Genomic DNA, 11,788 nt, shown 5'->3' with positions numbered 1-11,788 from the left:
ACCACCCTTGCCATCGCTGTGAAAGGGCAACAGCTATTCGTCGAACACATATGGAGGCTCAGGACATGGCATCATTGAAGAAGGTCCTTTTGGTTGACGATGACAACGATCTGCGCGAGGCGCTCGCCGAGCAGCTCGTCGCGACCGACGATTTCGAGGTCTTCGAGGCCAGCAACGGTCACGAAGCGGTAGATAAGGCGAAATCGACGCTTTACGACCTCGTCGTGCTGGATGTGGGCCTTCCCGATACAGATGGCCGCGAGCTGTGCAAGAAGCTGCGCAAGAGCGGCGTGAAATGCCCGGTCGTGATGCTGACCGGCCATGACACCGATGCCGACACGATCCTCGGCCTCGATTCCGGCGCCAACGACTACGTTACCAAGCCCTTCAAGTTCCCGGTGCTTCTGGCCCGTCTGCGCGCCCAGCTTCGCACCCATGAACAGTCCGAAGACGCCGTCTTCCAGCTCGGCCCGTATACGTTCAAGCCCGCGATGAAGATGCTGGTGGACGACAAGGACCGCAAGGTGCGCCTGACGGAGAAGGAAACCAACATCCTCAAGTTCCTTTACCGTGCGACCGACGGCGTGGTGCCGCGCGATGTGCTGCTGCACGAGGTCTGGGGCTACAATGCGGGCGTCACCACCCACACGCTCGAGACGCATATCTATCGCCTGCGTCAGAAGATCGAGCCCGATCCCTCGAATGCGCGCCTGCTGGTGACGGAATCGGGCGGCTATCGTCTGGTGGCCTGAACTGAAGCGTTTCGCGCGGCATGGGCTGCGTGACGCGCGCCAAGGTTGGAAATGAGGAAGGCGGCTCCTGCGGGGGCCGCCTTTTTCCTGTCCGGCGCTTGGGATGCGTGGCTCAGACCGTGGGGTAGATGTCTTCCTCGGCCTCTTCGAGCGAGATGCCGAGCGCATTCAGCCCGTCTTCGAGATGATCGGCCAGCATCGGATTGCCCAGCAGATAATCCTCGGTCGGCGCGGTCGCCTCGGCCTTGGCGGTGGCGATCGCCTCGTCGAGTTCCGACGCGTCATAGGTGTCGCGCCCGATCCACATCACCGCGGTCAGCGATGCCTTTTCATCCTCGTTCAGCGCCGCGATGAAGGCGCGCAGCTCGCGGGCCTGACCCGAGCCGGGCACGTCCGCGTCGAACTTGCGGGCGCGGATGATGACATGGGCGATTTTCGCCGGGCTGATGGTGAGCATGGCTGCCTCCGTTCTTGGGCTCATCATCTCGCCATTGCACGACCTGCGCAAGCGTTTGCGTGTCGCATCATAACTGCGCGGGGATCAGGCCGCGCAGGGAGTTACCCATGAAGACCTCGCCTTGCGCCAGATCTTCGGGCCGCAGGACGGCTTCGCGGGCGGCCCCTGTCTCCAGCATCTCCTCGCGCAGGATGCCCGGCAGCAAGCCGCAGGCGCGTGGCGGGGTCAGGTAGATTCCACCGCGTTTCAGGAAGAGATTGGTGATCGTGCCTTCGCAGAGCTCGCCCCGCTCGTTGAGCAGGATCGCCTCGTCCACGCCCTCGGGTAGGGCGGCGCGGGCGGCATCGTAGGGCGCGCGCGCCGTGGTCTTGAGGCGCAGCATCGGGTCCTGGCTGTCGAGGGTGACGCCCGAGATATGGAGGCGCCAGGCGGTGGTTGGCGTCAGGGGGGCGGAGGCGATCTCGATCGCGCCCTGGGCGTCGAGGGTCAGGCGCACCCGCAGCGGGCTCTCGCCGGAAACTGCCGAGAGGGCTGCCGTCAGTTTCTCTCGGTCGAGCGGATAGCCAAGCTGCTCGGCGCTGCGCGTCAGCCGCGCGATATGCCGGGCGCGGCGGCGGATGCCTTCGCCGGGATGCCAGCCGAAGGTCTCGATCAGCTTCAGATCTTCAGGAACCGGGTTTTCCAAAGCGCTTCCTCATATTCGCCATGGGCGGTGGAATCATAGACCAGCCCGCCGCCGACATTCACTCGCCATTGGCCGGGGCCGGTCTGCATCAGCGTGCGGATCGCGACGTTGAACTCCATCCGGCCATCGGGCGCGGCCCAGCCGATCGCGCCGCAATAGATGCCGCGCGGCTCGGGTTCCAGCTCGTGGATGATCTCCATCGCGCGGATCTTCGGCGCGCCGGTGACAGAGCCGCAGGGGAACATCGCGCGCAGGATCTCGGGCAGGCCGGTGCCGGGGACCAGTTCGCCCTCGATCTCCGAGATCATCTGGTGAACCGAGCGATAGGTCTCGACCTCGAACAGGCGCGGCACCTTGACCGAGCCCGGCGCGCAAATCCGCGAGATGTCGTTGCGCAGCAGATCGACGATCATCAGGTTCTCGGCGCGGTCTTTCTCGGCCCCCATCAGATCGGATTTCAGCGCGGCGTCCTCATCGGGCGTCGCCCCGCGCGGGCGGGTCCCCTTCATCGGCCGGGTGACGATCTTGCCTCCCTCGACGCGGAAGAACAGTTCGGGCGAGCGCGACAGCAACCGCACCCCGGCCAGCGCGACATCGGCCCCGTGCGGCACTTGGCCCGCGCTGGACAGGGCCGCGTATAGCGCATCGGGCGCGGCGTCGCTTATCACGGGGATCGGGAAAGTCAGGTTCACCTGATAGCAGTCGCCCGCGCCGATATAGTCGTGGACGGCCTCGAACGCCTCGGCATAACGCGCCTCCGACCAGAGCGGCTCGCCCAGTTCGATCTGCGGCGTGTTCTCCGAGACCGGCGGCGGCAGACCCTCGGGCGCGTCGTAAACCCCGAAGGCCAGCAGCGGCAAATCCCGGTTCTCGGGTAGGAGCGGTGCGAGGCGTTCGCTCAGACAATAGCCCAGCTCGTAGGACGCGAACCCCGCCAGCCATCGCCCGTCGTCCTGCGCGCGCGTGATCGCCGCGAAAGCTGCGGGCAGATCCTCCGGCGCATCGGCGCGGATGACCTCATGGGGCTCGCGGAAGCGGCAGGGCCGACCGTCCGGCCCCCTGTCGAAACGGACCTCGTCACTCATGGGCGCACTCTATGCCAGTCTCCGAAGGGTCACGCAGCCGAAAAGCGACGCTTGGCGCCGCTTAGGCCTTCTTTTCGGCGGTCGAGACAAGCAGCGGCTGTGCGGCCGTATCGGGGGCCAGCTCCTCGAAATCGAAATTGTCGAGCCGACGCGCGCGTTTCCCGGCCTTCTCGGCGGAGATCTTGATCTCGGAGATGTCTTTCGCCGCCTGCCCGAAATGCCGGTCGAGGTTTTCGACACGGGTGCCGAGCCGGTCGACATCGGAATAAAGCGCGGCCAGTTCTTTCCGGATCGCGCCCGCCTGTTCGCGCATCCGCGCATCTTTCAGCACGGCGCGCATCGTGTTCAGCGTCGCCATGCAGGTCGTGGGCGAGACGATCCAGACCTTCGCGGCAAAGCCTTCGCGCACCAGCTCGGGGAAATTCGCGTGCAGCTCGGCATAGACGGCTTCGGAGGGCAGGAACATCAGCGCGCCGTCCGCCGTCTCGCCTTCGAGGATGTATTTCTCCGAGATCGCCTTGATATGGGCGCGCACCGCCGTTTTCATCGCGCGGGTGGCCTCTTGGCGCTCCCATTGCGTGTCGGCGCGGCGCAGCGCCTCATAGGCTTCCAGCGGGAATTTGCTATCGATCACGATGGGGCCGGGCGGGTTCGGCAGATGGATCAGGCAATCCGCGCGCTTCCCGTTCGAGAGCGTCGCCTGCATCGTGAAACTGTCCGAGGGCAGCGCCTTGCCGACGATATCGTGCAGCTGAATCTCTCCGAAAGCGCCACGGGTCTGCTTGTTCGACAGGATGTCCTGCAGGCCCAGCACATTGCCGGAAAGCTTCTCGATATTGGCCTGCGCCTTGTCGATCGCTTCCAGTCGCTGATGCAGGTCTCCCAGCGAGCGCGCCGTGCGGGTCGCGGTGCCATGCAGGCTTTCCGACATGCCGCGCGAGACCTCGGCCAGGCGCTGTTCCATCAGAGCGAGCACCTTGGTCTGGCTCGCGGCCTGCGCCTCGGAGACGTGATGCAGCCCGCCGGACAGCTGCTGCTGTCCGTCCGAGAGGCTTTGCACCCGCTGAGCGAGAAGGTTCATCTGGCCAACCATCGGGTCCATAGCACGGGTCTGACGGCCCGCAGCACGCAGCATGGCGACCATCAAGATTAGCAGGATAACAAGCGCCGCGCTGCCGAGCAGAAGGCCGAGCGTCAGCGGGTCGTTCAGGGTCAGGGTCATATCGCCAAGCTGGATCATGTGCGGCCAAACAGTCTTTCAATATCGCTGAGCTTCAATTCGACATACGTCGGACGCCCATGGTTGCACTGGCCGGAATGGGGCGTGGCCTCCATCTGGCGCAGCAGCGCGTTCATTTCGTCGGCGCGCATCTGGCGGCCCGAGCGGATCGAGCCGTGGCAGGCCATGCGGCTGAGCACCGCTTCGATCTTGGCCTGCACCAACTGGCTGTCGCCGAGATCGGACAGCTCGTCGAGCACGTCGCGCAGCAGCCCTTCGGCATTGATCTCGCCCAGAACGGCGGGGGTTTCGCGCACCGCGATCGCGCTGCCGCCGAAGGGTTCGATGGTGAGGCCAAGGCGGGCGAGCGCGTCGGCATGTTCCAAAAGCAGCGCGGCGTCGCCTTGGCTGAGTTCGACGATCTCGGGGATCAGCAGCGCCTGCGCGGGCACCCCATTCTCGGCCATCTGGCCTTTCAGCTTCTCATAGACGAGCCGCTCATGCGCGGCGTGCTGATCGACGATGACGATGCCGCGCTCGGTCTGGGCGATGATGTAATTCTCATGCACCTGCGCACGCGCCGCGCCCAAGGGCCTCTCGGTCAGCGCGGGTTCGGCGGGGGCCGGGGCCTCGGCGCGGGCCGAGGGCGCATAGTCGAAGCTCGGCGCGGGGGCCTCCTGGAAGGACGGCTGCTGGTAGGAGGGGGGCTGGTAGCCCGGATCGGGCAGCGGCGCCTGCGCGGAGTAGGACGACCGCATCGCGCCGAGGCTCGGGCGATCCATCTGATAGATGCGCGGCGGCTGATCGGCGGTGGGTTCGGGGCGCATCGCGCCAAGCGTCGCATCCGAGACGGTCGAGGACGCCCGGTGCCCGGCTTGCGCCAGCGCATGGCGCAGCCCGGTCACGATCAGCCCGCGCACGGTCGCGGCCTCGCGGAAGCGGACCTCGGCCTTGGCGGGGTGGACGTTGACGTCGACGCGATCGGGCTCGCTGGTCAGGAACAGGCAGGCGGCGGGGTGACGCTCGCGGCTGAGGAAATCCATGTAGGCCGCGCGCAGCGCCCCGGTCAGCTGTTTGTCGCGCACCGGGCGGCCATTGACGAAGAGGAACTGCTCCACCGCCGCGCCACGCGAATAGGTGGGCAGCGCCGCGTAGCCGGTCAGGCGGATATCTTCGCGCTCGGCGTCGATCCGCACCGCGTTATCCGAGAAGGCGCGCCCGATCACCCGGGCCAGACGTTCCGAGAGCGCGTCGAACAGCTCGCCCTGCTCGCCATCGGCGCGGAAAATCTCGCGCGATTTGCCGTTCGAGACATCGGTGAGGGTGAAGCTGACATAGGGCTCGGCCATCGCCAGCCGCCTCATCACATCGGCGATCGCCTGCGCCTCGGCCCGGTCGGTGCGCATGAACTTCAGCCGCGCGGGCGTGGCGAAAAACAGGTCGCGCAGTTCGACCACGGTGCCGCGGTTCAGCGCCGCCGGTTTGACCGGTCCGATCTGGCCGCCCGCCACGCTGATCTGGAAGGCGTCGAGACCATCGACACGCGAGGTGATCGTCAGCCGTCCGACCGCGCCGAGCGAGGGCAGCGCCTCGCCGCGAAAGCCGAAAGTGTGGATGTTGAGAAGGTCCGAGCCGTCGATCTTCGAGGTGGCATGGCGCGAGAGCGCCAGCGGCAGATCCTCGGCGGTCATCCCGCAGCCGTCATCGGTCACGCGGATCAGCGTCTTGCCACCATCGCAATATTCCACCGCGACCCGCGAGGCGCCCGCATCCAGCGCGTTCTCCACCAGTTCCTTCACGGCAGAGGCCGGGCGCTCAACCACCTCGCCTGCCGCGATGCGGTTTGCCGCAGCGTCATCGAGCTGCCGGATCACGGGGCGCTCGGTCGCGCCGATATTGCGGTTGTGCTGGTTCATTCCACTAGGGATAGCATGGCGCGGCGCTCATCTAAAGAGATTCGCGCCAGCTATCCCCAGCCAAATCAGTTCAGCCCCTGCGGGCGTCCGACAACCACGAAGGTCAGGTTGTCGGGGTTCAGGATCCGCTTGGCCACGCGCTGGACATCGTCTTTCGTGACCGCGTTCACCTTGTCGTTGCGGGTGTCGATATAGCTCGGCGCCATCTCGTTGAGCTGCATCCCCGTGAGGATGCCCGCGATCGTGCCATTGCCGTCGAAACGCAACGGATAGGCGCCGGTGAGGTAGGTCTTGGCGTCCTCCAGCTCCTTGTCGGTGACCTGGCCGGTCGCCGCTTTCTTCCACTGTTCTTTGACGACCGAGATCGCCTCGGCGACCTTCTCATTGGCGGAGGCGAAGCTGCCCTGCCACGTCTTCGCCAAATCCTTGTCGACGATATAGGAGGCGATGCCATAGGTCAGGCCGCGCTTCTCGCGCACCTCGTCCATCAGCCGCGACGAGAACCCGCCCGCGCCGACGATCTGGTTGAGCACATAGGCCGCGAAGAAATCCGGGTCTTTCAGCCCGATCCCCTTCTGGCCGAACATCACCACCGATTGCGGGCTGTCGAAATCGACCGTGGTCACGCCGCCCTTGAAGGAGGGGTCGGCGGGGGGCGGCATGTCGGCGCCCTTGGCGGGCAGGTCGCCCAGCAGCTTGTCGAGCATCGGCCCGAGCTCTTCCGGGGTGATGTCGCCCACGGCGGAGACTACCAAGTGATCGCGGCTCATCACGCGGTCCTTGGCCTCGAACAGGTCCTCGCGCGTGAGGCCCTTCACGCTGTCGACGGTGCCGTTGAGCGAGCTGCCATAGGGGTGATCGCCATAGGTGATCTCGCGGAATTTCTCGGCCGCGATGTCGTTGGGATTTTGCTTGTCAGACGCGATCACGGCCAGCACCTGCTGGCGCACGCGTTCGATCGCGCTTTGATCGAAGCGCGGATTGACCAGCGCCTCGCGCAGAAGGTCGACGGATTTGTCGCGGTTCTCGGTCAGCATCCGGGCCGAGATATCGAGCGAGTCGTCGCCCACGTCGAAGCCGAATTGCGCGGCCAGCGCCTCCTCGGCCTCGGCGAATTGCTGCGAATTCTTCTCGCCCGCGCCCTCTTCGAGCGTGGCGGTCATCAGGTTGATCGCGCCGCGCTTGCCTTCGGCATCTAGGCTCGCGCCGCCGCGAAAGGCGATGTCGAGCGCGGTGAAGGGGATGTCGTGATTCTCCACCAGCCACGCCTTGATGCCGCCGGGCGAGGTGACCTGCTGAATGTCGATCGCACGGGCGGGCAGGGCCAGCACGAAGGCGAAGAGCGACGCCATCACGAGGCGCGCTGTGATCGGGAAACGGGTGTGGATCATTGGGTGATCTCCTGCGCAGGCGCGGGCGGTGCGGCGGGGGCCGCAGCTTCGGTGGGGGCGTCATCGGGGCGCTTGGCATAGCCCGTCACCGAGTCCTTGTTCTGGAACAGGTCGCGGGCGGCGGCCATCACGTCCTCTTCCGTCACCGAGGTCAGAACATCCGGCCAATCCTCGACATCTTTCACCGAGAAGCCGGAGGCCAGCGCCTCGCCATAGCGCCGCGCGAGCCCTTGCGTGTTGTCGCGCGAATAGATTTCGGCGGCCTTCACCTGCGTCTTGATGCGGGCGAATTGCTCGGGGTCGATGCCTTCCTTCAGGAATTGCTTCAGCGCCGTGTCGAGCGCCTTTTCGGCCTCGGGGAGGCTCACATCCTTGGCGGGCATCACCGAGAGATTGAAGGTCGTCGCATCGATCGACATGCCGTCATAATAGCTCGACGCATAGATCGCGGTGCCGTCGCCGTAGATCAGCTTGCGGCCCAGCACGGAGGTCGCCTGATTGCCGCCGAGAATCTCGGACAGCACAGTCAGGGCGGCGGCGCGCTTCTGGTCGCCCGGATTGCGTTCGGGGGCGAGGTAGCTGCGTACCAGATAGGGCTGGGCGATCTGCGGGTCCTCGAAGGTCAGGTGCCGCGAGGCGCGTTGCGGCGGCTCCTGCGGGCGGGCGCGGGGGCTGAGGTCCTCGGTCGGTTTCAGCTTGCCGTAATACTTCTCGGCCAGCGCCTTCACCTCGTCGGGCTTCACATCGCCCGCGACCACGAGGATCGCGTTATTGGGGGCGTAATATTCGTGATACCAGTTGAGCGCGTCCTGCCGGGTCAGCCCTTCCATCTCCTTGCGCCAGCCGATGACCGGCGTGCCGTAGGGCGAATTGAGGAACTGGGCGGCGCGCTCCTGCTCGTTGAACAGCGCCCGCGGGTTGGAATCGGTGCGTTGCGCGCGTTCTTCGAGGATAACCTGCAGTTCGGTCTTCGCGTCATCGGGCGAGATCCGCAGATTGCGCATCCGGTCCGCTTCCATCTTCATCACCAGCGGCAGCCGGTCGGCCGCGATGCGCTGGAAATAGGCGGTGTAGTCGTAGCTGGTAAAGGCGTTGTCCGAGCCGCCATTGGCCGCGACCGTCTTCGACAGCTCACCGGGCGCCATCGTGTCGGTGCCCTTGAACATCAGGTGTTCGAGGTAATGGGCGATGCCGGATTTACCGCGCTTCTCGTCGGCCGATCCGGCCTTGTACCAGACCATATGGACCACGACCGGAGCGCGGTGATCCTCGATCACGACGCCTTTCAGGCCATTTTCCAACTCGAAGGTAGAGACGTCACCGGCCACCGCCGGGCTCAGACCTGCTAATGTCAGCAGGGCGAACAGGAATGCACGCAATGCCCAACTCCTCACAAGACACAGTTTGGGCGAAGATAAGCACTCTCGCCCGACGTGCAAACGCCGGTGACGTTCTCGTGATGATTTTTCGGATTACTTGACCGCGCGCTGCGCTTCGCCCGAGGGCGGTGCGCCGGGCGTGACGACGCCGAGACGACGCCAGCGCTCGAGCTCTGCCGACTGGTCGAGCTCCATCGGCTTGTAGGCTTTGTAATAGACCGAGACCTGGAACAGACGCTCCAGCAGGCGGCCGTCGTGATCCTTGCGCCACTGGTAATCCTCGGCGGCGAGGGTCTGGCGGATGCCCGACTGGCTGCCGTAGCGCGACGCGGCGGAGACCAGCGCGCGATCCGAGGTCGGGACCTGACCGGTTTCGTCAAGGCGGCGCGGATTGCCACCAAGAGCGGCGACGGCATCGGCCTCGGGCGTGGGATCGGTGATGTTCTTGCCGCCCGGCGTGGGCGGCGGCAGCGCATCGAGGTTCTCCGGCATCTCCAACGGCTTCGTCGGAATCACGCCGAATTCGTCCGGGCCTTGGTGCGAAGAGCGCAGATTCATAAGGCTGGGGTCGCGGGAATTGCCGCAGGCAGCCAGCGTCAGTACCGCTGTAAACGCGAGTCCGAGCGTGCCGATCTTCGCCTGCATGAACCACTCCCTTGCCAGTTCCGCCCCCGTCTTAACGCAACATTGGAGCGTCGTCACCTGCGAAAAACAGGCTAGCCGTCGTTGGCGCGATGGTCCTTGCCGGTGAACAGCACCAGACCGACCGCGCCGAGGAAAATCGCCACATCGGCGACGTTGAAAGAATAGGGGTTCTGCCAACCCGGTAGCGACATGTTCAGAAAGTCCGCCACCGCGCCATAGACGAGCCTGTCGACCACGTTGCCAAGCGCACCGCCGACCAGCAGCCCTGCCGAGATATTCACCCGCGCCGAATGCGGCTCACGCGCGATCCAGGCCCAGACCCAGAGCGAAATCACAAGCGCCACGATAATCAGTACCCAGCGCATCCAGTCGGTTTCGCCGGAGAACAGGCCGAAATTCACGCCGCGATTCCATGCCATGCGAAAGTTGAGATAGGGCGGCACCACGTCGATCGCGCCGCGCTGATCGAGATGCATCCCCTGCACGACGATATATTTCGACACTTGGTCGAGGAGCAGGACGCCCGCTGTCACTTTCGCTGCTAGCCGCATCTGGCCCTCGTTTGTTTCTCGTCACGTCTTCATGCCAGAAGGCGCAGCCCGGTATCTACCGGGCTACGCAAAGATACCGGCAGATCAGTGGCGGAAATGGCGCATTCCGGTGAAGACCATCGCGAGCCCGCGCTCGTTCGCCGCGTCGATCACTTCCTGATCGCGCATCGAGCCGCCGGGCTGGATGATCGCGGTGGCGCCGGCCTCAGCCGCGGTGATCAGACCGTCTGCGAAGGGGAAGAAGGCGTCGGACGCCACGACCGATCCCTTGGTGGGCGTCTCGGTCAGGCCAGCGGCTTCCATCATGTCTTCAGCCTTGCGCGCCGCGATCCGGGTCGAGTCGACACGGCTCATCTGGCCCGCGCCCACGCCGACGGTCGCGCCGTCCTTGACGTAGATGATCGCGTTCGACTTGACGTGTTTCGCGACTTTCCACGCGAAGAGCAGGTCTTTGAGTTCCCGCTCGGAGGGCTGGCGCTCGGTCACGACTTTCAGATCGTCGAGCGTGATCACGCCGTTGTCCTTGTCCTGCACGAGGAAGCCGCCCGCGACCTGACGATAGGTCGTGATCGGTGCGGTGATGTCGGGAAGGCCGCCGGTTTCCAGCAGGCGCACGTTCTTCTTCTTCGCGATGACTTCTTTCGCGGCGTTGTCCACGGAGGGCGCGATGATGACTTCGGAGAAGATCTTGGTGATCTCTTCGGCGGTCGCCGCGTCGAGCGTCTGGTTCAGCGCGATGATGCCGCCGAAGGCCGAGGTCCGGTCGCAGTCGAAGGCGCGCTTATAGGCCTCGATCACCGTCTCGCCGGTCGCCACGCCGCAGGGGTTCGCGTGCTTGATGATCGCGACGGCGGGTTTTTCGGTGCCGAATTCCGAAACCAGCTCATAGGCGGCATCGGTGTCGTTGATGTTGTTGTAGCTCAGTTCCTTGCCCTGAAGCTGCTTGGCGGTCGCGACGCCCGGACGGTTCGTGCCGTCGAGATAGAAGGCAGCCTGCTGGTGCGGGTTCTCGCCATAGCGCAGGGTCTGCGCGAGCGTACCAGCGAAAGCGCGGCGGCGCGGGGTCTCTTCGCCGATCGCGCCAGCCATCCAGGTCGAGACGGCGGCGTCATAGGCCGCGGTGCGCGCATAGGCGATCTGGGCGAGGCGCTGGCGGAACGGGTAGGAGGTCGCGCCGTCATTCGCGTCGAGCTCTTCCAGAACGGCGGCGTAATCTTCGACATCCACGACGGTCGAGACGAAGGCATGGTTCTTCGCCGCGGCCCGGATCATCGCCGGGCCACCGATATCGATATTCTCGATGCAGGTGTCGTAATCGGCGCCCTTCGCGACCGTTTCCTCGAACGGGTAGAGGTTCACCACCAGCAGGTCGATCGCCTCGATCTGGTGCGCTTCCATCGCGGCCAGATGCTCTTCGTTGTCACGCAGCGCCAGCAGACCGCCATGCACTTTCGGGTGCAGCGTCTTCACGCGGCCGTCCATCATCTCCGGGAAGCCCGTCAGATCGGCGACGTCGCGCACGCTGAGGCCAGCTTCGCGCAGGGTCTTGGCGGTGCCGCCAGTCGAGAGAAGTTCGACGCCGCGCGCGGCAAGAGCCTGGGCGAAGTCGACCAGTCCGGTCTTGTCGGAAACGGAAATCAGCGCACGGGTCAGGGGGATCGGGCGGGTCACGGGCAGCTCCTCGCAAGGCTCAGGTCAGGGGCGCCCA

The 11,788-nt window shown here is 65.3% G+C and carries 11 protein-coding genes; 1 reads left to right on the top strand and 10 read right to left on the bottom strand.

Going from position 1 to position 11,788, the window contains the following annotated elements; all coding sequences use genetic code 11:
- The first annotated feature begins 65 nt into the window (after positions 1 to 65).
- Complete coding sequence (locus tag BMI85_RS09435) at positions 66 to 752, top strand: response regulator transcription factor (RefSeq protein ID WP_078521549.1); 687 nt, start codon at positions 66 to 68, stop codon at positions 750 to 752.
- A 112-nt stretch (positions 753 to 864) separates the two neighbouring features.
- On the opposite strand, the gene BMI85_RS09430 is transcribed toward BMI85_RS09435, so the two are convergent.
- The 10 genes from BMI85_RS09430 to purH all read right to left on the bottom strand — a co-directional run bounded on the left by BMI85_RS09430 (position 865) and on the right by purH (position 11,751).
- Entirely contained in the window at positions 865 to 1,209 is a 345-nt protein-coding gene (locus tag BMI85_RS09430; RefSeq protein ID WP_078549499.1) for a DUF3775 domain-containing protein, read from the bottom strand.
- 67 nt (positions 1,210 to 1,276) lie between these two features.
- The gene (locus BMI85_RS09425) at positions 1,277 to 1,894 is read right to left on the bottom strand and encodes an aminotransferase class IV family protein (RefSeq protein WP_078600928.1); all 618 of its coding nucleotides are present in this window, start codon (positions 1,892 to 1,894) and stop codon (positions 1,277 to 1,279) included.
- Positions 1,867 to 2,979, bottom strand: a complete 1,113-nt coding sequence (locus BMI85_RS09420; RefSeq protein WP_078600926.1) for an aminodeoxychorismate synthase component I — start codon at positions 2,977 to 2,979, stop codon at positions 1,867 to 1,869. Before BMI85_RS09420 ends, BMI85_RS09425 begins: the two co-directional genes overlap by 28 nt.
- Before the next feature lie 61 nt (positions 2,980 to 3,040).
- Entirely contained in the window at positions 3,041 to 4,219 is a 1,179-nt protein-coding gene (gene rmuC / locus BMI85_RS09415; RefSeq protein ID WP_078600924.1) for a DNA recombination protein RmuC, read from the bottom strand.
- Positions 4,216 to 6,114, bottom strand: coding sequence for a DNA mismatch repair endonuclease MutL (mutL, locus tag BMI85_RS09410; protein ID WP_078600922.1), 1,899 nt, complete (start codon positions 6,112 to 6,114; stop codon positions 4,216 to 4,218). Before mutL ends, rmuC begins: the two co-directional genes overlap by 4 nt.
- A 65-nt stretch (positions 6,115 to 6,179) precedes the next feature.
- On the bottom strand, positions 6,180 to 7,505 hold the full coding sequence (locus BMI85_RS09405) for a pitrilysin family protein (protein WP_078600920.1): 1,326 nt from the start codon (positions 7,503 to 7,505) through the stop codon (positions 6,180 to 6,182).
- Positions 7,502 to 8,884, bottom strand: coding sequence for a pitrilysin family protein (locus BMI85_RS09400; protein ID WP_078542513.1), 1,383 nt, complete (start codon positions 8,882 to 8,884; stop codon positions 7,502 to 7,504). Before BMI85_RS09400 ends, BMI85_RS09405 begins: the two co-directional genes overlap by 4 nt.
- Positions 8,885 to 8,977: 93 nt before the next feature.
- On the bottom strand, positions 8,978 to 9,529 hold the full coding sequence (locus BMI85_RS09395) for a DUF3035 domain-containing protein (RefSeq protein ID WP_078542514.1): 552 nt from the start codon (positions 9,527 to 9,529) through the stop codon (positions 8,978 to 8,980).
- Between the two features lie 71 nt (positions 9,530 to 9,600).
- Positions 9,601 to 10,080 carry a signal peptidase II gene (gene lspA, locus BMI85_RS09390; protein ID WP_078600918.1) on the bottom strand — a complete coding sequence of 160 codons (480 nt, stop codon included), beginning with the start codon at positions 10,078 to 10,080 and terminating at the stop codon, positions 9,601 to 9,603.
- Between the two features lie 84 nt (positions 10,081 to 10,164).
- Entirely contained in the window at positions 10,165 to 11,751 is a 1,587-nt protein-coding gene (purH, locus tag BMI85_RS09385) for a bifunctional phosphoribosylaminoimidazolecarboxamide formyltransferase/IMP cyclohydrolase (protein ID WP_078600916.1), read from the bottom strand.
- Between the last annotated feature and the right edge of the window lie 37 nt (positions 11,752 to 11,788).

It is taken from the genome of Thioclava sp. DLFJ4-1, assembly GCF_002020145.1.
In the GTDB taxonomy this organism is placed as follows: domain Bacteria; phylum Pseudomonadota; class Alphaproteobacteria; order Rhodobacterales; family Rhodobacteraceae; genus Thioclava; species Thioclava sediminum.
The sequence above is the reverse complement of the archived record's forward strand: the minus strand, read 5'-3'. Positions and strand labels throughout refer to the sequence as shown.

Bases quoted from the DNA above. Each gene is read 5' to 3' on its own strand.
- BMI85_RS09435 (WP_078521549.1), top strand. From the start codon at position 66: ATGGCATCATTGAAGAAGGTCCTTTTGGTTGACGATGACAACGATCTG.
- BMI85_RS09430 (WP_078549499.1), bottom strand. From the start codon at position 1,209: ATGCTCACCATCAGCCCGGCGAAAATCGCCCATGTCATCATCCGCGCC.
- BMI85_RS09420 (WP_078600926.1), bottom strand. From the start codon at position 2,979: ATGAGTGACGAGGTCCGTTTCGACAGGGGGCCGGACGGTCGGCCCTGC.
- rmuC (WP_078600924.1), bottom strand. From the start codon at position 4,219: ATGATCCAGCTTGGCGATATGACCCTGACCCTGAACGACCCGCTGACG.
- mutL (WP_078600922.1), bottom strand. From the start codon at position 6,114: ATGAACCAGCACAACCGCAATATCGGCGCGACCGAGCGCCCCGTGATC.
- BMI85_RS09405 (WP_078600920.1), bottom strand. From the start codon at position 7,505: ATGATCCACACCCGTTTCCCGATCACAGCGCGCCTCGTGATGGCGTCG.
- BMI85_RS09395 (WP_078542514.1), bottom strand. From the start codon at position 9,529: ATGCAGGCGAAGATCGGCACGCTCGGACTCGCGTTTACAGCGGTACTG.
- lspA (WP_078600918.1), bottom strand. From the start codon at position 10,080: ATGCGGCTAGCAGCGAAAGTGACAGCGGGCGTCCTGCTCCTCGACCAA.